Origin of the sequence: Massilia mucilaginosa, assembly GCF_011682145.1 — a bacterium.
Classification (GTDB): domain Bacteria; phylum Pseudomonadota; class Gammaproteobacteria; order Burkholderiales; family Burkholderiaceae_D; genus Telluria_A; species Telluria_A mucilaginosa.
In genome coordinates, this window is sequence record NZ_WHJH01000013.1 from 48,142 (window position 1) to 71,448 (window position 23,307).

The window sequence follows — 23,307 nt, forward strand, 5'->3', positions numbered from 1 at the left end:
CCGGCACATTATTCGAGCGGGACGGTCGCCTGATGTAACGAGGCTGTCGCCGCCGCGGCGGGCGCCGGGTCGACATAGCGCGCCGTTTCGCGCAGGGCGGTGGCGCTCGACCCGCAGGCGAACAGCAGCACGTCGCCCGGCCGGCAGCAGGCCATCGCCGCCGCAAAGGCATCGCTGACCGGCACGATGGCGTGCAGCAGGTGTTCATCCTTGCCGGCGCGGCGCGCGCCGTCGAGGATTTTTTGCGCCGTCTCGCCGCTGGCGCGTCCGCGCGGATCGGCTTCGTACACGAACAGTTCGTCGAAACCGTCGGCGCAGGTGTGGCCGATGTCGAGCAGGTCGGCTTCGCGCCGGTCGCCGGGGCAGGTGAGCACCGCGATGCGCCGTCCGCCCGAGAGCGATTGCGCCATCGACGCCATGGCCGCGTAGGCGGCCGGGTTGTGGGCGTAGTCGACCACGATCGTCACGCCGTGCGCGCTGTAGATGTTCGAGCGCAGCGGGTTGTTGGCGCGGTCCGACACAAACGTGGACAGCGCCAGCGCGATCTGCGCATGGGTAAAGTCGGCCCCCATCAGCGCGGCCGACGCGGCGAGCGCGTTGGCGATGTTGTAGCGCGCATGGCCCTGCATGCTCGACGGCATGCGCTCGGCGCGCAGCAGTTCGGCCCTGCGCGAACCATCGGCCAGGATCAGCGCATTGTCCTGGTAGTAGGCGGCGCGCCCGCCGTTATCGAGATGGCGCAGCAGGACCGGGTTCTCCGGCTCCATCGAAAAGAAGATGCGTTCCACATCGGCCGGCACCTGCGCGCTCATCGCCACGCACAGGCGGTCGTCGGCGTTCAGGACCACCGCGCGCGAGGCGGCGTTGGCTACCACGGCCTTCACGCCCGCCAGTTCTTCCACGCTCTCCACGCCGTCGAGTCCCAGGTGGTCGGCCGACACGTTCAGCACCACCGCCACCGCGCAGCGGTCGAACGCCAGCCCGCGCTTGAGGATGCCGCCGCGCGCCGTTTCCAGCACCGCGATATCGACCGTCGGGGTGGTCAAGAGGGTGCGCGCCGAATGGTAGCCGGCGCAGTCGCCGTCGATGATCCGGTGGCCGTCGATGAAGACGCCCTCGGTGGTGGTCACGCCCGTGCACAGGCCGGCCAGGCGGGCGGCGTGCGCGATCATCAGGGAGGTGGTGGTCTTGCCGTTGGTGCCGGTGACCGCAATGACGGGAATGCGGCCGTCGCCCTCGCCGAACATGGCGTCGACGATGGCGGCGCCGGCGTTGCGGGCCTGGCCCTGGCTCGGGTATTCGTGCATGCGGATGCCGGGTGCGGCATTGACTTCGATCAGGGCGCCGCGCTGTTCGCGCAGGCACAGCGCAATGTCGCTGCAAATGACGTCGATGCCGGCCACGTCCAGGCCGATGATCTGCGCCGCGCGGATGCACATTTCGCGCGTGGACGGGTGTACCAGGCCGGTCACGTCTTCGGCGGTGCCGCCGGTGGACAGGTTGGCGTTGCCGCGCAGCTGTACCTCGACGCCGCCCGGAACCACGGAATCGAGCGCGAACCCCTGTTCGGCCAGCAGCGCCAGCGCCAGTTCGTCGAGGCGCAGGTGCGTGAGGATGTTGGCGTGGCCTTCGCCACGCGCCGGATCGCGGTTTTCACGGTCGACCAGCTCCTGTACGGTGGCCGCGCCATCGCCGGTGATGGACGGCGGGCGGCGCAGCGAGGCGGCGGCGAGCTTGCCGCCGGTGACCAGCAGGCGGTAGTCGCGCCCCGCGATGAAGCGCTCGACGATGACGCGGCGCCCGTACTGGCGCGCGAAATCGAAGGCGGTGCGCACGCTGTCGGCATCGCCGCATTCGGTGGTGACGCCCTTGCCCTGGTTGCCGTCGAGCGGCTTGACGGTGACCGGGAAGCGCAGGCGCGCGGCCAGCGCCACCGCTTCATCGGCGGTGGCGGCCACGCCGCCCTTGGGCACCGGAATGCCGCCCTGGTCGAGCAGGGTCTTGGTCAACTGCTTGTTGCTGGCGATGCCGACCGCGATGGTGGACGTGGCGCCGGTCACGGTCGCCTGCAGGCGCTTCTGGCGGCTGCCCCAGCCCAGCTGGAACAGATTGGCTTCGTCGGTCAGGCGCACCGTGGGAATGCCGCGCGCCTGCGCCGCGTTCACCACCGCCGCCGTGCTGGTGCCCATGGCGCCGCGTTGCGCAACGTCGCGCAGCGCGTCGAGACGGTCGGTCCAGTCGGGCGCCTCGCCGCGCGCGGCCGCCCGCACCATCTCGAGCGCCAGCGCCATGGCGTCGACGGCGACCTGCTCGCGCTGGTAGGCGACCACGATGCGCCAGCGCCTTGCATCGACCTTGCTGGTCAGGGCGAAGCTGACCGGCGTGCCGGCCATGCCTTGCAGTTCCAATGCCGCCTGTTCGGCCGCCTGCGCGAGCGTGGCGCAACTGCGCCGGCTGGCCATGCCGGGCAGCTGCGCCAGCAAGGCGTCGGCGAAGCCGGGATGCATGCCGGGCGTCTCGCCGCTGTCGATCATGGTTTGCAGGCAGGTCAGCCGGGACCAGCGATTGGGGCCGCGCAGCACGCGCTGTTCGATGATGTTCATATGCTCTAGGCGATGTTGGTAACAATATGTAGAAAGTCGGCCAGCGCGGCCGGCGTGGCGCTGTCGCCGCGCGCGCCGTAGCGCGAACCGGACGGCAGCAGGTGCAGGCGCACGTCCACCATTTGGGGCACGCTGCGGTTGCGGATGTCGGCCACGTTCGAGACCATGTGGCGCCCGTCGATCACGGTGACCGCGCCTGCGCCCAGGATCTCGATGCCGCCGCCGGCTTCGATCAGCAGCGCCGTGTCTTCGTCGATGCCCACGCCCAGCAGGTAGGGATTCTGCGCCACCACCGTCAGCAGGCGCGCGAGGCGCTGGCGCTGCGAGAAGTGCTGGTCGATCACGACGCGCTGCACGAAGCCGATGCCGGCGCCCAGGCTGACCGCGCCTTTTTCGGGATGCAGGTCGGCTTTGCCGTCGGCCAGCATGTGCGCGGACATCGCCGACGCGCCCGCGCTGGTGCCGGCGATGCTGGCGCCGCGCGCCAGCGCCGCGTGCAGGGCTTTGTCCAATTTAGTTCCGCCGATCAGCGCCAGCAGGCGTTTCTGGTCGCCGCCGGTGATGAAGATGCCGTCGGCCCGCGCCAGCTCGGCCGCCTTGGCCGCATCGTTGGCATCGAGCCGGCTGCTCACGCGCACTTCGCCGCGGTGCGCCACGCCCATGCCGCCGAACGCGGCGTCGTAGATGGCCCACATTTTTTCGGGCACGCGGCTGGCGGCGGTGAGCACCACGATGCGCTTGTCCGGCCCGCCGCAGAGGGCGACGAAGCGCTCCAGGATTTGCATGTCGTCTTCGCGGTCTTCGCCGCCGCCGATGATCAAGAGACTGCCCCGCGCCGGTTCGTTCATGCGGCACCAGTCGGGCGCGTGGCGCACAGCCACACCGCCGCGATCCGGTCCGCGTAGGCGTACGGGGCTTCGTCGAGTTCTTCGCCGAAGACGTCGGGGTCGATTTCGTCGTAGGTCCAGTGGAAACCGGCCGCGCGCAGGCGCGGTTCGACCGCCTGGCGGAACGGGTCGGCGCTGGCGACGATGGCCGCGCCCGTGTACAGCATCAGCGTGCCGCCCGGCGCGAGGCGCTTGATGGCTTCGTCGACAATCGCCACCGACAGCCCTGCGCCCAGTTCGCCGCCGCCGTGGCGGTAGGCGCGCTGTTCGCGGTCGATCAGGTAGGGCGGATTGGCGACGATCAGGTCGAACTGGCCGTCCACGCTGGCGAGCAGATTGCTCTCGACCGGGGTCAGGTTGGCCACCCCGGCGATGCGCGCATTGACGTCGGTGAGCACCAGCGCGGCCGGGTTGATGTCGGCCGCGAACACGCTGGCGCCGGGATGGGCCAGCGCGATCGTGATGGCGCCGGGACCGGCGCCGCAGCCGATGTCCGCCGCGCGCCGCACCGGCAGGGTGCGCGCCGCCAGCGAGATGCGCAGGGCGCGCACGAAGCGGTAGGTGTCGGGACCGAAGAACACGGCGTCGGCCGCGCTGGTGGGGTAGGCCGAGTGCAGGTAAAGTTGACCATCAAGCGTCGAGGCGCGCAGCACGCTGCGCAGCATGCCGTTGTCGTGGTTGAGCACCTCGGCTTCATGCAGCAGCGCCATCAGGGTGGGGTTGACCACGGCCGGCTTGAAGGCGCGGCTCCAGCCGAAAATGCCGGCCAGGTCGTGCGCCCAGCCGTTGGCCAGGCGCGCGTTGACGCGGCTGTGGGTGAGCGGGGTGACGGTGGTGAAGACGTAGCCGAGCTGCTTGAGGCCGCAGCCGAGCGCGTACAGCGCGGCGCGGCGCTCGCCGCCGGCGATGCCGATCGGCGGTGCCTGGTCGAGCCGGTGGCCGTCGATGGAGATAATGGAGGCGCTCATGGGGTCCTGTAGGTAAGGGCGGTCAGCCGAGCAGGCGCACGAACATGCGCGTTGCCATCAGGCCGGTGGGGGTGTGGTGGCGCGCCGGCGACATGTGCGCGATCAAGAGCTTCATGGCGGCGCCGGTGGACGGCGCCAGCGCCACGGCTTGTTCCAGATTGCGCAACTGGTCGTTTTCGGCTTCGTGTTCGCCGGCCTGGCCGTCATAGCGGTAGCGGATCAGGGCGCGTGCGCTGTGCTGCTTGGGCGCTGCGTTGCGGGCCGGGGCCAGGGCGCGCTGGCGGGCGCGGAACGAGGCCACGCGCGGCGCCGCCGGGGCGGCATCGCCCTCGTGCGCGGGGGAGGCGATCCAGTCGGCCAGCACCTGCTGTTCGTAGCGCGAAAACACGCCGAACATCTCGGCATGGTCGCCTTGCAGCAGGCCCCAGAAGCGGCTTTCGTGCGGGGCGGCGCCGCGCTTGATCCAGCCGGTGGTCTCAAAAGCGCGCAGCAGGGTCGGGATCTGCGCGGGATCGGCCAGCCAGGCGTTGATGGTCTTGCCGGCCACGCGGCAGTAATCGCTGTGCATGTTCTGTCCGACCATGGCCTTGGCCGCGAGAATGCGCACCAGTTCTTGTTCGAGGTCGAAGGAGGCGATCACGGACCCGGTGTTCTCGCCCAGTTCATTGAGCTTGTAGCCTTCGCGCACGCGCCGGTAGAATTCGGCCGGGTTGGCGGCGCGCGCCATGACGCGGGCAAGCGCCTCGACCGCGTCGCGCGCGTGCCCGGTCGAGCCGTTGTCGACCGTGACGTGCAAGGTGAAGTAGTACGGGTCGATGCCCAGTTCGTTCAATTCGTAGGCGGTGATGAGCAGGTGCAGCGGCAGCTGTTCGTAGCCGAGGTTATAGCCGATCATTTCGGGCAGGAAATCGTCGCCCGCGTAAGCCAGCGCCAGTTGCAGCGCGCCCTGGGTGAAGTGGGCGCCGTCCAGGTCGTCCCATTCGGCGCAGCCGTGGTTGTCGAGCAGGCGCCGGTACAGGGTGACGTGGTTCTTGTCGGGCAGGCCGTCGCCGAGTTCTTCGACATAGGTTTTGACCAGCGGACGCAAGTCGTTCTCCTGCCAGCGTTGCAGGGTGCTGTACAGCCAGGCGCCGTCCACCAGTTTGGTCGGGGCCACGCAGCGCAGGAAGTACAGCGCGTGCGACTTGCTGGTGAAGTAGCGGCGCGCGGCGCCGTCGCGGCGGGCGGCCAGGTATTGCTGGTACTCGGCGCCGATGGCGGCCCCGCGCGGCGCGATCCAGCCATCCAGGCCGGCCGGGGTGTCGGGCAGGTCGCACGGGTGGGAGGCGGCGCGGGCCAGCTGGCCGACCAGGTAGGCCTGGGCATCGGCATCGGCGCCGGGCGGCAGGTCGGCCCGGGAGAGAGTGTCGTACAGCGCGCGGCAGCTGGTCGTGGCGGGCGCGCTCTGGCGCGGGGCATCGAGGTGCGGCGGGACGAACACGGTGCTGTGCAGGGTGGTCATGGGTGCGGGCGGTCAGGTGTCGAGAGAGGGCTCATTATCGCCGTCGCCCGGCGCGCCTCGTATCGGTGACCAAGCTGTGCTTGGGTAGGACAACGATTACGCGGCTCGCACCTCGCGTCAGCAAATCATGGCGCGCGGCATGGGGCGGTTGCTGGCTGTGGCGTGGCCGGTTTTGCCGACCGCAATCAGCCCGACCGCGACTTCCGGCGCGAACAGCTCGATGCCGCGCGGCAGAGCCTGCTCGATGGGCGTGCCGGCGGCGATCCACTGGTACACGGTGTACGCCAGCAGGTGGCGCACGATGTGTTCGCCGATACCGGTGGCGGCCACCGCACCGTCGCTGCCGGCGTAAAAGCCGCTGCCGATGATCGGCGTGTCACCCACCCGCCCCAGCAGCGACGGGGCCGAGCCACCGGTCGAGCTTGCCACGGCGAAGTGGCCGTCGGCGCCGCGCACCACCGCGCCGACCGTGTCGCAGGCGCGCTCGCCGCTTTCTTCCAGCGCGCGTTCATAGTTCCACAGGCGCGCGAACTGGGGCCGGTCGCCCAGCTGCGCGATCAGGCGCGCATGGGCGGCGCGCGCCTTGTCGGTGGGCTGGCAGAAGGGCGGGTGGCCGCCATTGCGGGCGAAGCGGGTCGCGCCTTCGCCGGCCAGCAGCCAGTGCGGGCTGTCGGCCACCGCGCGCGCGACCAGCACCGGATTTTTCACCTGCGTGACGCAAGCCACGCAGCCCAGGCGGCCGTGGGTATCCATGACGGAAGCGTCCATTTCGATGGTCTGGCCGTCCAGGCACAGCACCGAACCGGTGCCGGCGTTGAAGCGGCCGTCGTCTTCCATCGAGGCCACCGCCGCCACGGCGGCGTCGAGGGCGTCGCCGCCGCGCCGCAGGGTGGCCAGGGCCAGGCCGGCGGCGCGCGTGCAGCCATCTTCATGGTCGCGCGAGGTACCGGCGCCGCCGTGGACGACGATGGCAGTTGGAGCAGGCATGGCGTCTTTCGCAAAGGCGATGTGGGCTGACATTATCGGCCGCGCCGCGCGCCAGCAGTGTGCGCTGCCTAACCCTGCGCAGTGTTGCACGCTGCTCTAAACTGTTGGTTTTCAAAAAATGCGACTCTCAGTGATTGTTTGCGAACTGACAACGTGCCCGACTCGGCGTAGACTCTGTACACAGGGCTGCTTTGCAGCCTTTTACCGGAGCGCTCAATGTCACTGTCCGAAATTATTGCAACTCATGAACTACAGTTGCGCCCTCGCAAACCCGCCGGCAATGCGCCTGTGCGCGGGATGCCGCGTATCGTGGCGCAGGATGGCGTGACCTTGCGCGACGCGCTGCGCGCACGTTGCGAGGAAGCGCTGCTGCGCTGTTCGGCCCAGTCGGCCGGCATCAGCATATTCGACAATAACGACCTCGATGAGCTGACCTGGGCCGCCACCGCCGGCCTGCTGGCGCCGTACGAAGGCCGCCGTTTCCCGCGCTCGAACAGCCCGTGCGGGCTGTGCTTTTCGTACCGCAGCACCCAGCTGTTCGTCCAGCCGCACCAGTATTTCCATTGGATGGCGGAGCACAACGTGCACATCAACGAAGCGCTGGTGGCGCCACTGATCGGCCAGTTCGGCGCCTTTTACGGCACCATCTGGGTGATGAGCCATCACGATCTGGACATTCACTTCAACCTCGACGACGCCGACACCCTGGCCGACTTGAGCCGTGGGCTGGCGAGCACCATCCGCCTCAACGATATCGGACGCAACCCGGACGGGCGTCCCGTTTAGCCCTCCTGCCCCCTTGATTCGGCAAACTGTCGCATGGCAATTCCTGTACGGTGCGGAGCTGCCATACTGGGCGCCTTCCTGCCTCAAGGGTCCTTCATGAAAAAAATCGCGTTCCTCCATGCCATCGTGCTTGCCTCGGCGCTGGCCGGCCCGGCCCACGCCCAGACCTCGGGACGCGCCTGGGCCAGTGCGGCCGACGTGGCGCGCGACGAGAACAAGCCGCAGGCCGCGCTCGACGCCTACCGCAAGGCGGCCGACAGCGGCTACGCCAGCATGGCGATGGACCATAAGTATGCGGCCACCGCCGCCAGGCTCGGGCAGAAGGAGCAGGCGCTCGCCATCCTGGAGCAGGGCGTCGCCAAACGCGCCTTCCGCCTGCTCGATGTGCTGGAGTACGAGGACGATTTCGCCTCGCTGCGGGCCGACCCGCGCTGGGCCGGCATTCTCGCCGGCGCCAGCGCGAACGAGCGCGCCTACCGCGCCGCCCATGCCAGCCCGGACGACTTCCGCTTCGTTACCAGCGACATCGCGCGCTTCTGGAAGGTGTACGACAAGCTCGACGGCGCGGCCGATCCGGGCGCCTTGCTGGAGCGCGAGTACCTGGACGCCGGCAGCGCCGGTTTGCACGGCTTCGTGCACATGCGCATCAACAGCGGCGCCAGCATGGTTCGCCGCATGGGCAAGCACGCGGCCTATTACCGTGCCATTCGCGCCAATACCTTGCGCGCGGCCTCGTTCGAACCGGTGATTCGCGAGGAAATGCGGCACTTCAAGGCGCTGTATCCGGCGGCGATGTTCCCCGACATTTACTTTGTGATCGGCCGCCTGACTGCCGGCGGTACCGCGTCGGCGGACGGCTTGCTGATCGGCACCGAAATGTATGGACGCGGGCCCGGCGTGCCGACAGGCGAACTCGACGCCTGGCTGCTGTCGGGCACGGCCGATATCGACAAACTGCCGTCGATCGTCGCGCATGAGCTGATGCATTTCCAGCAGCGGCTCGATCCGCACACCTTGCTCGGTCATGCGATCAAGGAAGGGTCGTGCGATTTCCTCGCGTCGCTGGTGACCAAGGGCAAGTTCAACGAACCGATTTATCGCTACGGCTATGCCAATGAAGCGCAGCTGAAAAAGGAGTTCCTGGCGGCGATGGATGGCACCGACTTCAAGCGCTGGCTGTACAGCGGCACGCCGGAAGGCGATCGCCCGGCCGACCTGGGCTACTTCATGGGTTTTCGCATCGCCGAGGCGTATTACAAGCAGGCCGGGGACAAGCGCCAGGCCATCGTCGACATTCTGCACATCAAGGATTTCAAGCGTTTCCTCGATGAGAGCGGGTATGCCGGCCAGCCTTGAGGTACGGCGCGCTGGCGCGCCGTTCAGCGCTTGCCGGCATCCCAGCTGTAGAGTTCGTAAATCGGGTCGTCGGAGCCGGACGTCATGGGATCGCCCGCACAGACATCCATGATCATGCCGCACGAAAAATCCGGCGCGATGCAAAAGAAAAAGGAGAGTTGATCTCTCCTTGATGCGTTGAAGCGATACCAGTTTGCGGCGCTGGCGCGCGCGATTTCCATCACGGGCAAGTCGGAACTGACGTACTCGCTATTCGCATGGCAAGTGGGGAAGAAACATAATACGGCGGGCAAGTCCGGAAGGCTGGCGATTGCCGATAGTGCTTTCTCGTCGATGAGATGGTAGGCCGGTACGAAGAAGGTCTGTTTGGTCGCGCGTTCATCGCCGAGCATCGCCATGGCTTGTTGAAGAATGTCGCTGGAGTCCGGAAAATAGATCGCCCTCGCGATGGACTTTGCCAAGGCGTCGCCGATGTCTTCGGCCAGCAGGCGATTGACATGCCGGCGCTGGGCATTTTGCACGATCTTGATCAGCAAATTTTGCCTGTTCATTTTTCGCGTGCCCCCGCATGCGCCGGTCCGGCGCGCAGGTAGCCTTCCAGGGCATCGACAATGCAGCGTTCGATGTCGGCTGGCGCAAAGCGCGCCGGCGCATCCATCACGGCGGCGTGCACCAGCGACTCCATCATGCGCAGCAGCACCCAGGTGGCCAGGTCGAGATCGGGCTGGCCGATCTGGTCGCGGTGCGCCTCCAGCATGTGCAGCAGGCGCTGGAAGGAGTTGTCGTCGGCCGGGCCGTCCTGGGTCGGCGTGTCGAAAAACGGAAATTCCTTCTCCAGCACCTTGTGCAGCTCCGGCTCGACCTGGTGCGCCGCCAGCCAGGCATGCACCATGGCCGCCAGGTGCTCGCGCAGGGTGCGCGGCCCGGTGCCGGCGAGTACCGCGTCGATGGCCGCGTACATCTGCGCCCCATGGCGTTCGTGCAGCGCCGTGATCAGCGAATCCTTGTTCGGAAAATACTGGTACACCGAGCCCACGCTCACGCCGGCGCGCGCGGCCACCGCGTTGGTGTTCATGCCGGCGTAGCCGCGTTCTTCCAGAATGCGAGCCGTGGCCTGCAAAATCTGCTCGACCATGTGTTGCGAACGTGCCTGGCGCGGCACTTTGCGGGGCGTGGGGAGAGGGCGCATGCGGATCCTTGGAATGCGAGTTTTCAATACGAGTAATTGCTCGTATTCTCTCACATCGCGAGCATGTGCTCGTCTTTCATGCGAGGCATCTCCATGCAGTCCCCTTCGAATGCCGCGGCCGCCGCGCCGCGCAGCCTGTTTCTTGAATTACTCCCGATGACGCTCACCGTGTTCGTCGGCTTCCTCACGCTGGGGCTGGCCCTGCCGGTGCTGCCGCTGCATGTGCAGTCGGCCTTGAAGATGAGCCCATTGGTGATCGGCACCGTCATCGCCAGCCAGTTTGTCGCCGCACTCGCCACACGCGCCTGGGCCGGCGGCATGGTCGATACGCGCGGCGCCAAGCGCGCCGTGGTCATCGGCCTTGGCCTGGCTGCCTGCGCCGGGCTGGCGTACAGCGCGTCGCTGGGCGCGCCGGCCGGCTATGGCGCGCTGGCGGTGTTGATCGGCGCGCGCCTGCTGCTCGGCTGCGCCGAAAGCCTGGTGGTTACCGGCGCGCTCGGCTGGGGCGTGGGCCTGGCCGGAGCGCAGAACGCGGGCAAGGTCATGGCCTGGGTCGGCATCGCCATGTACGGCGCGTACGCCGCCGGCGCGCCGCTGGGCGTGTTCGTGTACGGGCGCTTCGGCTTTGGCGGCATTGCGCTGGCCAGCGCGCTCATTCCCCTGCTGGCGCTGGCCATCGTGGCGCGCCTGCCGGCGCTGGCGCCGTCGTACACGGTGCGCGTGCCGTTCTATAAAGTGCTGCGCGCGGTGTGGCTGCCGGGTCTTGGGCTGGCGCTGTCGAGCATTGGCTTTTGCGCCATCACCGCGTTCGTGGCGCTGCTGTTTTCAAGCAGGGGATGGGGCGATGCGGCGCTGGCGTTTACCTCCTTCGGCGTCGCCTTCATCGGCGCGCGCCTGCTGTTCGGGCACCTGCCCGATACGCTCGGCGGCGCCCGGGTGGCGCTGGTGTGCGTGCTGGTCGAAGCGGCCGGCCAGTTGCTGATGTGGGGCGCGCCGAGCGCCTTGCTGGCCTGCGCTGGCGCGGCCATTACCGGGTTTGGCTATTCGCTCGCGTTTCCGGGTTTTGGCGTGGAAGCGGTGCGGCGCGCGCCGCCGCACAGCCGCGCGTCGGCCATGGGCGCGTACGTCGCCTTCCTCGATCTATCGCTCGCTGTCGGCGGACCGCTGGCCGGCCTGGTCGCCATGCGCTGGGATATCGGCAGCGTGTACCTGGCCGGCGCGCTGATGGTGGCGTCATCGGCCTGCGTGGCGCTGCGCCTGCTGGCCACGCGGCCTTCCTGATTGTTGTTTACCTTAATGGAGTCGTCACTTATGTTGGACCATATCGATCATTTGCCCGCCAGTGCCCTGGCCAACCGCATTGACGCCGCGCTCGAGGCCATGCGCGCCGGCGTGCCCGTGATTTTGATGGATGATCACGACCGCGAAAACGAGGCCGACCTGATCGTCGCCGCCGAGCGCCTGACGGTGCGGACCATGGCGCTGATGATCCGCGAGTGCAGCGGGATCGTTTGCCTGTGCCTGCCGCCGGAAACGGTGGGGGCGCTGGCGCTGGCGCCCATGAGCGCGCGCAACGGCAGCCGCCACGGCACGGCGTTCACCGTGTCGATCGAAGCGAAGGAGGGCGTGACGACCGGCGTGTCGGCGGCCGACCGGGTGGCGACGATCCGGGCCGCGATCGCGCCGGATGCGCGGCCCGGCGACATCGTCAGTCCGGGCCATGTGTTCCCGCTGGCGGCGCGCGAGGGCGGGGTGCTGGCGCGGCGCGGCCATACCGAGGGATCGGTCGATCTGGCAGTGCTGGCGGGCCTGCGTCCGGCCGCCGTGCTGTGCGAGTTGATGAATGCCGACGGGAGCATGATGCGCGGCGCGCAGATCGAACGCTTCGCGGCGGACCGGGATTTACCGCTGCTGTCGGTGGCCGATATCGTGGCGTGGCGCAGCGCGAATGGTTCGCCGCCGCTGTATCGCATCACCAGCGGATCGCTGTAGATGGCATGAATGCCGGTGGCATCGGCGTCCCGCATCGCGCGTAAAACGAGCCGCTGGCTTTGCAGCGCGGGTGGTACGGTGGGACTGCGCTGGCTTGCCTGTCGCACCGCGCGGCTCAGTCGCCCAGCACGGACGCGCGTTCGCGCCGCGACGATGCCGCCGGCGCATCCGGGCACACCCGGTTACGCCCGGTCGACTTGGCCAGGTACAGCGCCTTGTCGGCCGCTTCGACCAGCTGCTTGCTGTCCATGTCCTTGGCCGGCACCAGCGCGTGCACGCCGCAGCTGATGGTGACGATGCCGGCCGGATTGGCCGCGTGCTCGCGCCCGGCCGTCGCAATCGAGCGGCGCACCGCTTCGGCCACCACGATGGCGCCGTACAAGTCCGTGTTGGGCAGCAGGATCGCAAACTCTTCGCCGCCGACGCGCGCCGCCAGGTTGCCGGCGCGGCGCCGTCCGGTGCGGATGCACTGGCCGATGAACTGCAGGCAGGCGTCGCCGGCCGGGTGGCCGTAGTGATCGTTGTACTTCTTGAAGAAGTCGACATCGAGCAGCACCAGCGCCAGCGAGGTGCCATCGCGCACGGCGCGGTTGAATTCGGCGTCGAGGCGGGCGTCGAACAGGCGCCGGTTGGCGATCCCGGTCAAGCCGTCGTTACGCGCCAGCAGCTTGAGCGAGCGGTTCTTGGTCACCAGCGCCAGCTGGGCGTTGCGCAGCTGTTCTTCGAGTTCGTCGCGCAAGGTCACCTGGCGGAACAGGCGCACGCCCATCCAGCACAGGATCAGCAGCAAAATCACCACCCACGCCGTCGAGAGGTAGGCGTTGGCCCACCAGTTCGACAGCGTCTCGTCGGTCGACAGGCCCACCGCCACGAACAGCGGATAGCGCCGCAACTCGCGGAAGCTGTACATGCGGTCGGCGGCGTCCGTGTCGACCGGGATGGCGGCCGAGCCGAGCGCGCCGCGCTCGCGCCACTGCTTGAACATGGGTTCGGCGGCGATCGAGGTGCCGATCTGCTCTTGCCGGTAAGGGCGGCGCATGACCAGCGCGCCCTTGTCGGTGGCGATGGTGATGTTGCCATGTGTGCCGATGTCGAAACTGTCGTAGAACGTGCGGAAAAAACTCAGCTGGACCGTGGCCAGGGCCACGCCGGCAAAACTGCCATCCTTGTTTTCCAGGCGGCGCGATACCGGCAGCACCCAGGTATCGGTGGAGCGGCTGCGCACCGGCGCGCCGACGTGCGCCAGCTTGTCCTTGTGCGTCTGGTGATAGATGAAATATTCGCGGTCGGCGTTGTTGAGCGCCGGAACCGGGTCGCGCAGCGAGTGCAGCGCCCAGTTGCCCTTGGCGTCGTAAATGAACATGCCCTGCAGCGAGGGCGTGCGGCTGACATGGTCGATCAGGTGCAGGTGCAGGCGCTCGCCGTAGTGGGTGATGCCGTCATGCTCCACGTTTTCGACCACGCTGGCCAGAATGGTGTCGACCAGCTCGATGGTGCTGTCGGCGTGATCGGCCAGGGCGCGCGTCATGTTGGCGGTCGATGCGGCGCTCTGCGCCAGCTGGGTTTCGCGCGCGCTGTAAATGCTCCAGCCCTGCACCGCCACCAGCGAAATGCAGACAAAGAACAGGAACGAGGCGGCAATGGCGATCAGCGGCCGCTTTTTGCCATCGAGTTCTGCAACGGGCGATAACTGCTTTTCAGCTTTCATGGCGGTGGAGGTCGCGTTCGAAAAGAATCTGGGGGCGCGCGGGCGCGGGGTGGTGCAGGGATCCGCACGTAGGTAGTACGGGTGGATCGGATCGCAACATGGCGCCTGCACTCACATCGTGGTTGCCCCGCAAGGCAGCATGGCCAGGGCCGGCCGGATGCATGCGGTGATTGAATAATGGAGCGGCCATTCTACCTTAGCCAATGCGAACTGGAATCAAATATTTATTCAAAGAATGCTTGTCTGTTGTTTCACAAAGCCAATGCAAGCATGCCTTGCCAATTCTCCCGGCTGCGCGGTCAATTGCCGCAGAGAAAAATCAAGGGAAGACGATAAAACGCTTGTTCACCGGGCCGGTCAGCCAGACACCATTGGCGGAAAGATAAAACGGCTGGCCTTGCTCATGCAGTGCCAGGGCGTCGATCGTCAGCACCACCGGCATGCCGTGGCGCTGGCCGACGCTGACGGCGGTGGCGGTATCAGCCGACAGGTGCACATGGTGACGGGTGCCGGGAATCAGGCCTTTTTCGCGGATCGACGCGGTAAAACGCGAGGCGGTACCGTGGTATAGCACTTGCGGCGGCGTTACGGGCAGCAGTTCGAGGTCGACGCCCTTGACCGAGTGGCCCTGGTTGGCGCGGATGCGCTTGCCGTCGTCGCTGATGGAAAAGCGCTTTTTATCGTTGTCGGCAACGACTTCTTCGAGCAGCTTGCGGTTGATTCTGGTGCCATGGCTGGCGGCGCCGGCGAGCAGTTCGTCGATGTCGGCCCAGCCGTTTTCGTCGAGCTTGAGCTTGATGGTGGCAGGGCTGTGGCGCAGGATCAGGGACAGGAATTTACTGACCTTGACAGTGTGGTGGGAATCTTTCATCAATGATCGATGGTTCTTTTCTGTTTTTATGGTTGTTCAGGAGCCGTCATTATACGTGACGGCAATATAAGGATGGCAAGATAATAAGGTCATGCCTGTTGCATGAAAGGCAAACAGGCGGGCGGAGAAGAAGTTCACAGGCCGCGTTCGAGCACGGTCAGGGTTTTTCTCAGCGCCGCTTTCAGGCGATACAGCTGGGCCGGGCGGTGCGCGCCGGCCGCTTCGAACTGGCCGTCGACCGGGTCGAGTATGTCCATCTCGCTCATTTTACGGCGAAAACTGACTTTGTTGAGGGTTTCGCCGAGCAGCAGCTCATATAGCCGCTGCAATTGCGGCAGGGTGAAGGTGTCGCCCGCCAGGAAGCAGGGCAGGGAGGAATACTGGCTCTTGTTGCGCAGGCGTTCGAGCGCGGTGTCGATGATCGCGTTGTGGTCGAACGGCAGGGTACCCAGTTGCGACAGGGGCACGACATGCACCGCCGCGTCCGTGCGCGCCGCCAGCCGTTCGTACGGCACCAGCGCGTAGTGCGCCACCGACACCGACCAGCCGCGCGGATCGCGCGTGGCGCCCGAGAACGTGGCCAGTTGCTCAAGGTAGGGGGCGACGATGCCGGTTTTGTTCTTGATGACGCGCATGGCGGCGTCGTAGGCGCTCAGGTCGTCTTCAGGATGCACGTAGCCGCCGGGAATGGCCAGCGCGCCCTGGAACGGCTCGTTTTCCCGCCGCAACAGCACTGCCGCAAGTTCGTCGCCGAGCAGGGTGAGCAGCACGATATCGACAGTGCAGATGACCGCGCTCATGCTGTCCGCACCAACTGGAAGTTGCTCAAAATTAACTTCAACACCATGGGTTTCTCCTTCATTGGTCACGACCGCTTGCGGCTGAACAAATTATTGCATAGTTAGTTGCAAAAGTAAATTAAGTGGCTTATGCTTGTCGTACTGTACTCAAAAGGACAAGGATATGAAACGCAACCTGCACCTGCTCGTGATTGATCCGCAAAACGATTTCTGCGATTTGCCGGCCGGCTATCTGGCGCCGCCCGTGGGCGCCAACGCCGCGCCGGCGCCTGCGCTGCCGGTCCCCGGCGCGCATGCCGACATGCTGCGCGTGGCCGAGCTGATTCGCCAGGGCCGCGATGGGCTGTCCGCGATCAGCATCACGCTCGATTCGCACCACCGTTTCGACGTCGCCCACAGTGCGTTCTGGATGGATGCGGGGCAGGGCGCGATCAAGCCGTTCACCCAGATCACGGCGCACGACGTTCGCCAGGGTAAATACCTGCCGCGCAAAGCGACTGCCTTGCCGCGCGTGCTGGCGTATCTGGACGCGCTGGAGGCGGCCGGGCGCTACACCCTGATGGCCTGGCCGGTGCACTGCGAGATCGGTTCCTGGGGCCACAACGTGCACGCCGACGTGCGCGCCGCCTATAACGACTGGGAAGATAGCGCGCTGGGCATGGTCAACAAGATCAGCAAGGGCAGCAATCCCTGGACCGAGCACTATTCTGCGGTGCAGGCCGAGGTGCCCGATGCCGACGACGACAGCACCCAGGTCAACCAGGCCTTCCTGGCGCTGCTGCGCGGTGCCGACCAGGTGTATATCACCGGTGAAGCGGGCAGCCACTGCGTGCGCGCCACCACCGAGCATATCGTCGCCAACTGGGACCCGCGCCAGCTCTCGCAACTGGTGCTGCTGACCGACTGCATGAGCCCCGTGACCGGCTTCGACGCGCAGTACCACGACTTTGTGCGCGACATGCGCGCGCGCGGGCTGCAGATTGCGCAGGCGGCTGATATTGTGCCCGAGCTGCTTGCCAACACGCGCCGCTAACCTCTTGTCCCTTTCCGACGCACCCCTTTTCCGACGCGCGCCGACGCGAACCATATGACACCGATTGTCCATAGCCTGCTCGAAACCGACCTGTATAAATTCACGATGTGGCAGGCCCTGTTGCACCGCCACCCGGCCGCCCAGGCCGAATATGCCTTCACCTGCCGCAACGTGCCGGCCTATCCGCTGGCCGAACTGAAGGCCGACGTGGAACGCGAACTCGATCATCTGTGTGCGCTCTCGTTCAAGCCGGAAGAAATCGCCTACCTGCGCAGCCTGCGCTTCATCAAGAGCGACTTTGCCGATTTCCTGACCGTGTTCCGCTTCCAGCGCCATTTCCTGAGCGTGGAAACCGATGGCGACGAACTGCAAATCCGCGCCACCGGGCCGCAGGTGCACGTGATGGGCTTTGAGATCTACGTCCTGTACATCGTCAACGAGCTGTATTTCCGCCGCTTCGACCAGGCGGCCGCGCTGGCCGAAGGCCGCAAGCGCCTGCAAGCGAAAATCGCACTGCTGCGCGAACTGGCCAGCGAGCCGGCCAAGCGCCATCCGTTCGAGTTTTTCGACTTCGGCGTGCGCCGCCGTTTTTCCGGCGCCTGGCACGAGGAAGTCGTCGCCACGCTGGCGCGCGAAGTGCCGACCTACTTCAAGGGCACCTCGAACGTGTATTTCGCGATGAAATACAAGCTGGTTCCGATCGGGACCATGGCCCACGAATACCTGCAAAGCTTCCAGTCGTTCGGCGTGCGCCTGCGCGACTTCCAGAAGGCCGCGCTCGAAGACTGGGTGCAGGAATACCGCGGCGACCTCGGTACCGCGCTGACCGACGTGGTGGGCATGGACGCCTTCCTGGGCGATTTCGACCTGTATTTCGCCAAGCTGTTCGACGGCTTGCGCCACGATTCGGGCGATCCGGTGGTGTGGGGCGAAAAGGCCCTGGCGCACTACGCCAAGCTGCGCCTGGACGCGCATACGCGGCGCCTGGTGTTCTCCGACGGCCTCGATCTGCCGACCGCGTTTTCGCTGTACCGCCATTTTGCCGACCGCACCATGACCGGTTTCGGCATCGGCACCAACCTGTCGAACGACGTCGGCATCCCGGCGCTCAATATCGTCATGAAGCTGATGAGCTGCAACGGCCAGCCGGTGGCCAAGCTGTCCGACTCCCAGGGCAAGACGCTGTGCAAGGACGAGACCTTCCTGGCTTACCTGCGCCAGGTGTTCAATCACCCTTCCGCCTGATCGGCGGGCAATCGAAAGAACCCGATGCTCAAAATCGCCATCGCCCAATTGAACCCGACCGTCGGGGATATCGACGGCAACAGCGGCGCCATCATCGCGGCCATGCAGCGCGCCGCCGGGCAGGGCGCCGACCTGGCCGTCTTCACCGAGCTGGCCCTGTGCGGCTACTATCCGGGCGACCTGCTGGAAGAACCGGCGTTCCTGGCCCGCATGGCGGCAGGCCTGGAACGCGTGCTGGAGGCCTCGCGCGCCTTGCCCGGGCTGGTCTCGGTGGTCGGCGCCGTGCGCGCCAACGACGGCCCCGGCAAACCGCTGTTCAACGCCTTGCTGGCGATCCGCGACGGCGTGATCGTCGCCGAATACTACAAGCAGCTGCTGCCGACCTACGGCGTGTTCGACGACCGCCGCCATTTCGAAGCGGGGCCGGAAGGCGCCTGCGTGCTGCAAATCGGTGCGCACCGGATCGGCTTCTTGATCTGCGAAGACGGCTGGAACCACGAAGGGCGCGATTACAAGGTCAATCCCTTCACCGCCCTGCGCGAGGCACGGCCCGATCTCGTCGTGAGCATCAACGCCAGCCCGTCCGACATCGGCAAGCGCGAGCTGCGCCACACCCTGTTCCGCACGGCCTCGGTGCACAACGAGTTGCCGATCCTGTACGTCAACCAGGTCGGCGGGCAGGACCAGCTGGTGTACGACGGCGCCTCGTTCGCGGTGTCGCCCTCGCAGGGCATCGTGTTCGAAGCGCAGCGCTTTTGCGAAGACTTCCAGGTGATCGGCTTCGCGCAGGGCCGCTTCAGCGCATTTGACGGCTTTGCGCTGGCCGCGCCAAGTCCCGACGGTTTGCCGGTGGCCGAATTCGCGCGCCGCCAGATCGTGCTCGGCTTGCAGGATTATGCGCGCCGCTGCGGCTTTACCAAAGTGGTGGTCGGCTCCTCGGGCGGCATCGATTCGGCGCTTACCCTGGCGCTGGCGGTCGACGCGCTGGGGCCGGAGAACGTGATCGCGGTGACCATGCCGTCGGCGTTTTCGAGCGAAGGCTCGGTCAGCGACTCGGTGGCGCTCTGCAGCAACCTTGGCATCACCCTGTACACGCACCCGATCCTGGACCTGGTGCGGCAGTACAGCGTGGGCTTCGAAGCTGCGTTCGACCGGCCCTTGCAAGGCCTGCCGCTCGAAAACCTGCAAGCGCGCGTGCGCGGCACCATCCTGATGGCGTACTCGAATGCGTCCGGCACCTTGCTGCTCACGACCGGCAACAAGAGCGAAATCTCGGTCGGCTACTGCACCTTGTATGGCGACACCAACGGCGGCCTTGGCCTGATCGGCGATCTGTACAAAACCGAGGTATATGCCTTGTCGCGCCATGTGAACCAGCGCGCCGGGCGCGAGCTGATTCCCGACGCGGTGCTGACCAAGCCGCCATCGGCCGAACTGGCGCCTGGCCAGCAGGATACCGACAGCCTGCCCGAGTACGAGGTGCTCGACGAGATCCTCAAGTGGCACATCGAAGGCCGCCGCCTGCCCGTGGCCGAAGCGGCGCTGGCCGAGCAGTTCGTGACCGGCCTGCTGGCCGACGCCGGCGGCGCGGCACTGGTCAAGCGCATTCACGGCATGGTCGCGCGTAACGAATACAAACGGCGCCAGGCGCCTCCGATTATCCGGGTGCGTTCGCGCGCCTTTGGCAGCGGCCGTCAATTGCCGATTGCCGCTTACTATTGAACCCCATGAACACACAAACCAACCCAAGCTCCACCGACGTCGCCGTCCTGATCGGACGCTTCCAGCCTTTCCACCGCGGGCACGTGGTCCTGCTCCAGCGCGCGCTGGTGAGCGCGCCGCACGTGGTGCTGGTGCTGGGCTCCTCGTTCCAGGCGCGTAACGCAAAAAATCCGTTCACATGGGAAGAACGCGCCGCGATGATCGGCGCCACCCTGACCGAGGAAGACCGCGCGCGCGTCAGCTTCGTGGCCGTGCGCGACTACTACGACGATTCCCTGTGGTCGGCGGCGGTGCGCAAGGCGGTCGCCCGGAGCGCGCCAAGTGCGGCGCACGTGGCGCTGGTGGGCCACTTCAAGGATGCGTCGAGCTACTACCTGAATCACTTCCCGAAATGGGAAAACATCGTCGTCGAATCGGAACGCGCCATCGACGCCACCTGCGTGCGGCGCGTGTTCTTCGAAGCAGAAGACCTCGACATCTCGCTCAGCGTGCTGGACGACATGGTGCCGCACGCGGTGCGCCAGTACCTGAAAGCCTGGGCGCTGCTGCCGCACTATGGCGCCCTGGTGGAAGAACACCGCCGCATCGTGGCCTACAAAACCGCGTGGAAAAGCGCGCCGTACCCGCCGATCTTCACCACCGCCGACGCGGTGGTGGTCAGCGGCGGCAATGTGCTCCTGATCCGCCGAGGCGGTTTTCCCGGAAAAGGGCAGTGGGCCGTTCCCGGCGGCTTCGTGGAACAGCGCGAGCGCCTGCTGCACGCCGCCATTCGCGAACTGGCCGAAGAAACCAAGCTGGCGCTGCTCGGCAGCACGCTCGAAGGCATGCTGGTCGACGTCAAGGTGTTCGACCATCCGGACCGCAGCCAGCGTGGCCGCACCATCACCCATGCCCACTTCTTCGACCTGCAAACCGAGAACCTGCCGCCGGTGGAAGCGTCCGACGACGCCTCGCACGCGGCCTGGATTCCGATCGTGGAGCTGGCCGGCATGGAAGACCAGTTTTTTGAAGATCACTTCCACATTCTCGACTCGTTCCTGTCGCTGAGCGAGCAAAGCGCATGAGCGCCGTACGCGACCGCTACCGGGGCAGCTTGCTCGGACTGGCCTGCGGCGACGCCGTCGGCACCACCGTGGAGTTTTCGCCGCGCGGCTCGTTCGCGCCGGTCACCGACATGACGGGCGGCGGCCCGTTCATGCTCAAGGCCGGCCAGTGGACCGACGACACCTCCATGGCCCTGTGCCTGGCCGAGAGTTTGCTGACCAAGGGAGAATTCGACCCGCTCGACCAGATCAACCGCTACCGCAACTGGCACCAGTGGGGCTACCTGAGTTCGACCGGCGCCTGTTTCGACATCGGCATGACGGTGCAGGATGCCTTGGCGCGCTTTGCCGTCACTGGCGATCCGTACAGCGGCTCGACCCACCCGCGCAGCGCCGGCAACGGCTCGCTGATGCGACTCGTTCCGGCGGTGCTGTTCGCGTATCCCGACCGCGCCCGCGTGCTGCGGCATGCCGCCGACAGCTCGCGCACCACGCATGGCGCGCCGGAAGCGGTGCAGGCCTGCCAGCTGTTCGCCGGCATCCTGAGCGCGGCGCTCGACGGCCTGCCCAAAAGCGCGCTGCTGGCCAGCGCCGGCTTCCTGCCGGCCGAGCCGAAACTGGCGGCGCTGGCCGGCGGCGCCTTTCTCGGCAAGCTTGATGGCGACATCCAGGGCACCGGCTACGCCGTCGATTCGCTGGAAGCGGCGCTGTGGTGCTTCTTCCATACCGACAGTTTCGAGGCGGCGGTCCTGCGCGCGGCCAACCTGGGCGACGATGCCGACACCACCGCGGCCATCACCGGCCAGATCGCCGGCGCTTGGTACGGCGTGGACGCGATTCCGGCACGCTGGCTCGGCCAGATCACCATGCGCGCCGAGATCGACGACATGGCCTGCCGCCTGTACGACCGCTTTCATGATGTGAATTGCGAGCGGATGGCGTGATCGGTCCCCTTGAAATCGCAGCCAACGCGGGGGCGACCGCCGCCATCCTGCTGGCCGGGCGCAACAGCGTGCACACCTGGTGGACCGGCATCATCGGCTGCGCCTTGTTCGGCGTGCTGTTCTACCAGTCGAATCTGTATGCGGACGTGGCGCTGCAAGGCTTTTTCATCGTCTCGAGCGTCATCGGATGGATGCAATGGCGGCGCGGGGAGCAGGGCGGCGAGCTGCCGATCACCCACGCCAGCGCCAGGTCGCTGGCCTGGCTGGTGCCGGCCGGCGTGGGCGCCAGCGCCGCCTACGGCGCGCTGCTGCACTACTTTACCAATGCGTACGCGCCGTTCATCGATTCGGCGGTGCTGGTGTTCAGCATCGTGGCGCAGCTGCTGCTGATGCGGCGCAAGGTCGAGAACTGGGCGTTCTGGATTCTGGTGAACACGGTCGCCGTGCCCCTGTACGCCAGCCGTGGCCTGTACCTGACCGCTTTTCTGTACGCCTGCTACTGGGTCAACGCGATCGTGTCGTGGCTGTGGTGGCGCCGCCTGGCGCGCGAGGCACTGTGAACGCGCCTGTCAAACAGTGGCGGCGCGGCCTGGTGGTCGGCAAATTCTGCCCGCTGCACCGTGGCCACATGCTGGTCATCGACAGCGCGCTGGCCGCCTGCGACGAGGTCGTCGTGATCAGCTACACCCGGCCCGAATTCGCCGGCTGCGGCGCGGCGCTGCGCGAGGCGTGGCTGCGCGCGCTGTACCCGCAGGTGCGCCTGCTGGTGCTGGGCGCCGGGCAGGTTCCCGCCAACGACGCGCCGGACGCGGTACAGCGCGATTTCTGCGCATCGCTGTGCCTGGACGTGCTGGGCGTGACGGTCGACGCGGTGTTTACCAGTGAAGACTACGGCGACGGCTTCGCGCTGGCGCTGAGCGCCTTTTTCGACGCGCGGCGCGGGCCTGGCGCCCCGGTACGGCATGTCCCGGTGGACCGTGCGCGCGCGCTCGTTCCGGTGTCGGGGACGGCGATCCGCGCCGATCCGCACGCCATGCGCGCCTTTCTGCATCCGCTGGTGTATGCCAGCTTCGTGCGCAAGGTGTGCGTGCTCGGTGGCGAATCGAGCGGCAAGAGCACGCTCGCCGCCGCCCTGGCGCGGGAGCTGGGCAGCGTTTGGGCGCCGGAGTTCGGCCGCGAATTGTGGATCGAGAAGGAGGGCGCGCTGGTGATCGACGACATGCTCGCCATCGGCCGCGCCCAGCTGGCGCGCGAAGCGGCGCTGCTGCCGCACGCCACGCGCTTTCTGGTGTGCGACACCAGCCCGCTGACGACCATGTTTTACAGTACGGAGATGTTCGGCCAGGCCGATCCGGCCCTGGTCGCGCTCGCGGCGCAGCCCTACGATGTGACGCTGCTGTGCGCGCCGGACTTTGCTTTTGTCCAGGATGGCACGCGCCGGGACGATGGCTTCCGCCAGCGTCAGCACGCGTGGTACACGGGCGAACTGACGCGCCGCGGCGTGCCCTGGACGCTGGTCCACGGTCCGCTGGCGCAGCGCCTGCGGCAGGTGCTGGCCTTGCTTGGCGCCGCCTGAGCGCCAGCGCGCCCGGACAAAAATCACGAATATTGCCAGTTTCACCACGAATCGAAGCGATTCCGCTCGGCGCTCAAGCTTACTTTTGGTATCATT

At 66.8% G+C, this 23,307-nt stretch carries 21 protein-coding genes; 11 read left to right on the top strand and 10 right to left on the bottom strand.

All coding sequences use genetic code 11. The features are described 5' to 3' along the window. Window positions 1-8 precede the first annotated feature (8 nt). The 5 genes from cphA to F2P45_RS13340 form a co-directional block, all read right to left on the bottom strand. On the bottom strand, window positions 9-2,603 hold the full coding sequence (gene cphA / locus F2P45_RS13320) for a cyanophycin synthetase (protein WP_166875481.1): 2,595 nt from the start codon (window positions 2,601-2,603) through the stop codon (window positions 9-11). Between the two features lie 5 nt (window positions 2,604-2,608). Continuing rightward, window positions 2,609-3,451, bottom strand: a complete 843-nt coding sequence (locus F2P45_RS13325; RefSeq protein WP_166875483.1) for a cyanophycinase — start codon at window positions 3,449-3,451, stop codon at window positions 2,609-2,611. Beyond that, a complete protein-coding gene (locus F2P45_RS13330; protein ID WP_166875486.1) occupies window positions 3,448-4,458 on the bottom strand; it encodes a methyltransferase in 1,011 nt (336 codons plus the stop codon). Before F2P45_RS13330 ends, F2P45_RS13325 begins: the two co-directional genes overlap by 4 nt. 22 nt (window positions 4,459-4,480) lie before the next feature. Continuing rightward, window positions 4,481-5,959 (bottom strand): iron-containing redox enzyme family protein, encoded by a 1,479-nt coding sequence (locus F2P45_RS13335; protein ID WP_166875489.1) that lies wholly within the window; start codon window positions 5,957-5,959, stop codon window positions 4,481-4,483. Between the two features lie 117 nt (window positions 5,960-6,076). After that, complete coding sequence (locus F2P45_RS13340) at window positions 6,077-6,946, bottom strand: isoaspartyl peptidase/L-asparaginase (RefSeq protein WP_166875492.1); 870 nt, start codon at window positions 6,944-6,946, stop codon at window positions 6,077-6,079. 255 nt (window positions 6,947-7,201) lie between these two features. Between F2P45_RS13340 and F2P45_RS13345 the strand changes: the two genes are divergently transcribed. Both F2P45_RS13345 and F2P45_RS13350 read left to right on the top strand, forming a co-directional pair. Next, entirely contained in the window at window positions 7,202-7,732 is a 531-nt protein-coding gene (locus F2P45_RS13345; RefSeq protein WP_166875495.1) for a hypothetical protein, read from the top strand. 96 nt (window positions 7,733-7,828) lie between these two features. After that, complete coding sequence (locus F2P45_RS13350) at window positions 7,829-9,088, top strand: DUF2268 domain-containing putative Zn-dependent protease (protein ID WP_166875498.1); 1,260 nt, start codon at window positions 7,829-7,831, stop codon at window positions 9,086-9,088. 23 nt (window positions 9,089-9,111) lie between these two features. Here F2P45_RS13350 and F2P45_RS13355 read toward each other — a convergent pair whose 3' ends face one another. Both F2P45_RS13355 and F2P45_RS13360 read right to left on the bottom strand, forming a co-directional pair. Then, window positions 9,112-9,624 (bottom strand): hypothetical protein, encoded by a 513-nt coding sequence (locus F2P45_RS13355; protein ID WP_166875501.1) that lies wholly within the window; start codon window positions 9,622-9,624, stop codon window positions 9,112-9,114. A gap of 11 nt (window positions 9,625-9,635) precedes the next feature. Further along, complete coding sequence (locus tag F2P45_RS13360; RefSeq protein ID WP_166875504.1) at window positions 9,636-10,277, bottom strand: TetR/AcrR family transcriptional regulator; 642 nt, start codon at window positions 10,275-10,277, stop codon at window positions 9,636-9,638. Window positions 10,278-10,370: 93 nt separating this feature from the next. On the opposite strand from F2P45_RS13360, the gene F2P45_RS13365 reads away from it, so the two are divergent. Both F2P45_RS13365 and ribB read left to right on the top strand, forming a co-directional pair. Continuing rightward, window positions 10,371-11,558 (top strand): arabinose transporter, encoded by a 1,188-nt coding sequence (locus tag F2P45_RS13365; protein WP_229505067.1) that lies wholly within the window; start codon window positions 10,371-10,373, stop codon window positions 11,556-11,558. 30 nt (window positions 11,559-11,588) lie between these two features. Next, complete coding sequence (gene ribB, locus F2P45_RS13370; RefSeq protein WP_229505068.1) at window positions 11,589-12,269, top strand: 3,4-dihydroxy-2-butanone-4-phosphate synthase; 681 nt, start codon at window positions 11,589-11,591, stop codon at window positions 12,267-12,269. 115 nt (window positions 12,270-12,384) lie between these two features. On the opposite strand, the gene F2P45_RS13375 is transcribed toward ribB, so the two are convergent. The 3 genes from F2P45_RS13375 to F2P45_RS13385 all read right to left on the bottom strand — a co-directional run bounded on the left by F2P45_RS13375 (window position 12,385) and on the right by F2P45_RS13385 (window position 15,648). Further along, window positions 12,385-13,977 carry a GGDEF domain-containing protein gene (locus tag F2P45_RS13375; RefSeq protein WP_166875512.1) on the bottom strand — a complete coding sequence of 531 codons (1,593 nt, stop codon included), beginning with the start codon at window positions 13,975-13,977 and terminating at the stop codon, window positions 12,385-12,387. Window positions 13,978-14,296: 319 nt separating this feature from the next. Beyond that, window positions 14,297-14,848 carry an RNA 2'-phosphotransferase gene (locus tag F2P45_RS13380; protein ID WP_166875516.1) on the bottom strand — a complete coding sequence of 184 codons (552 nt, stop codon included), beginning with the start codon at window positions 14,846-14,848 and terminating at the stop codon, window positions 14,297-14,299. A 134-nt stretch (window positions 14,849-14,982) separates the two neighbouring features. Further along, on the bottom strand, window positions 14,983-15,648 hold the full coding sequence (locus F2P45_RS13385) for an NUDIX hydrolase (RefSeq protein ID WP_166875519.1): 666 nt from the start codon (window positions 15,646-15,648) through the stop codon (window positions 14,983-14,985). A 163-nt stretch (window positions 15,649-15,811) separates the two neighbouring features. Here F2P45_RS13385 and F2P45_RS13390 point away from each other — a divergent pair, with 163 nt between their 5' ends. The 7 genes from F2P45_RS13390 to F2P45_RS13420 are packed head-to-tail and all read left to right on the top strand — an operon-like array spanning window position 15,812 to window position 23,211. Next, entirely contained in the window at window positions 15,812-16,681 is an 870-nt protein-coding gene (locus tag F2P45_RS13390) for a cysteine hydrolase family protein (RefSeq protein WP_166875522.1), read from the top strand. 54 nt (window positions 16,682-16,735) lie between these two features. After that, on the top strand, window positions 16,736-17,926 hold the full coding sequence (gene pncB / locus F2P45_RS13395) for a nicotinate phosphoribosyltransferase (protein ID WP_166875525.1): 1,191 nt from the start codon (window positions 16,736-16,738) through the stop codon (window positions 17,924-17,926). 24 nt (window positions 17,927-17,950) lie between these two features. Next, the gene (locus F2P45_RS13400; RefSeq protein WP_166875527.1) at window positions 17,951-19,648 is read left to right on the top strand and encodes an NAD+ synthase; all 1,698 of its coding nucleotides are present in this window, start codon (window positions 17,951-17,953) and stop codon (window positions 19,646-19,648) included. Window positions 19,649-19,653: 5 nt separating this feature from the next. Beyond that, complete coding sequence (locus F2P45_RS13405; protein WP_166875529.1) at window positions 19,654-20,712, top strand: bifunctional nicotinamide-nucleotide adenylyltransferase/Nudix hydroxylase; 1,059 nt, start codon at window positions 19,654-19,656, stop codon at window positions 20,710-20,712. Beyond that, window positions 20,709-21,635 carry an ADP-ribosylglycohydrolase family protein gene (locus F2P45_RS13410; protein ID WP_166875531.1) on the top strand — a complete coding sequence of 309 codons (927 nt, stop codon included), beginning with the start codon at window positions 20,709-20,711 and terminating at the stop codon, window positions 21,633-21,635. Before F2P45_RS13405 ends, F2P45_RS13410 begins: the two co-directional genes overlap by 4 nt. Next, window positions 21,632-22,195 carry a nicotinamide riboside transporter PnuC gene (pnuC, locus tag F2P45_RS13415; protein WP_166875534.1) on the top strand — a complete coding sequence of 188 codons (564 nt, stop codon included), beginning with the start codon at window positions 21,632-21,634 and terminating at the stop codon, window positions 22,193-22,195. The genes F2P45_RS13410 and pnuC overlap by 4 nt, the downstream gene beginning before the upstream one ends. Then, window positions 22,192-23,211, top strand: coding sequence for an AAA family ATPase (locus tag F2P45_RS13420; protein WP_370663246.1), 1,020 nt, complete (start codon window positions 22,192-22,194; stop codon window positions 23,209-23,211). Before pnuC ends, F2P45_RS13420 begins: the two co-directional genes overlap by 4 nt. The last annotated feature ends 96 nt before the right edge of the window (window positions 23,212-23,307 follow it).

Coding starts and splice junctions, on each gene's coding strand:
- cphA (WP_166875481.1), bottom strand. CDS start 2,603: ATGAACATCATCGAACAGCGCGTGCTGCGCGGCCCCAATCGCTGGTCC.
- F2P45_RS13325 (WP_166875483.1), bottom strand. CDS start 3,451: ATGAACGAACCGGCGCGGGGCAGTCTCTTGATCATCGGCGGCGGCGAA.
- F2P45_RS13330 (WP_166875486.1), bottom strand. CDS start 4,458: ATGAGCGCCTCCATTATCTCCATCGACGGCCACCGGCTCGACCAGGCA.
- F2P45_RS13335 (WP_166875489.1), bottom strand. CDS start 5,959: ATGACCACCCTGCACAGCACCGTGTTCGTCCCGCCGCACCTCGATGCC.
- F2P45_RS13340 (WP_166875492.1), bottom strand. CDS start 6,946: ATGCCTGCTCCAACTGCCATCGTCGTCCACGGCGGCGCCGGTACCTCG.
- F2P45_RS13350 (WP_166875498.1), top strand. CDS start 7,829: ATGAAAAAAATCGCGTTCCTCCATGCCATCGTGCTTGCCTCGGCGCTG.
- F2P45_RS13360 (WP_166875504.1), bottom strand. CDS start 10,277: ATGCGCCCTCTCCCCACGCCCCGCAAAGTGCCGCGCCAGGCACGTTCG.
- F2P45_RS13365 (WP_229505067.1), top strand. CDS start 10,371: ATGCAGTCCCCTTCGAATGCCGCGGCCGCCGCGCCGCGCAGCCTGTTT.
- ribB (WP_229505068.1), top strand. CDS start 11,589: ATGTTGGACCATATCGATCATTTGCCCGCCAGTGCCCTGGCCAACCGC.
- F2P45_RS13375 (WP_166875512.1), bottom strand. CDS start 13,977: ATGAAAGCTGAAAAGCAGTTATCGCCCGTTGCAGAACTCGATGGCAAA.
- F2P45_RS13380 (WP_166875516.1), bottom strand. CDS start 14,848: ATGAAAGATTCCCACCACACTGTCAAGGTCAGTAAATTCCTGTCCCTG.
- F2P45_RS13385 (WP_166875519.1), bottom strand. CDS start 15,648: ATGAGCGCGGTCATCTGCACTGTCGATATCGTGCTGCTCACCCTGCTC.
- F2P45_RS13390 (WP_166875522.1), top strand. CDS start 15,812: ATGAAACGCAACCTGCACCTGCTCGTGATTGATCCGCAAAACGATTTC.
- pncB (WP_166875525.1), top strand. CDS start 16,736: ATGACACCGATTGTCCATAGCCTGCTCGAAACCGACCTGTATAAATTC.
- F2P45_RS13400 (WP_166875527.1), top strand. CDS start 17,951: ATGCTCAAAATCGCCATCGCCCAATTGAACCCGACCGTCGGGGATATC.
- F2P45_RS13405 (WP_166875529.1), top strand. CDS start 19,654: ATGAACACACAAACCAACCCAAGCTCCACCGACGTCGCCGTCCTGATC.
- F2P45_RS13410 (WP_166875531.1), top strand. CDS start 20,709: ATGAGCGCCGTACGCGACCGCTACCGGGGCAGCTTGCTCGGACTGGCC.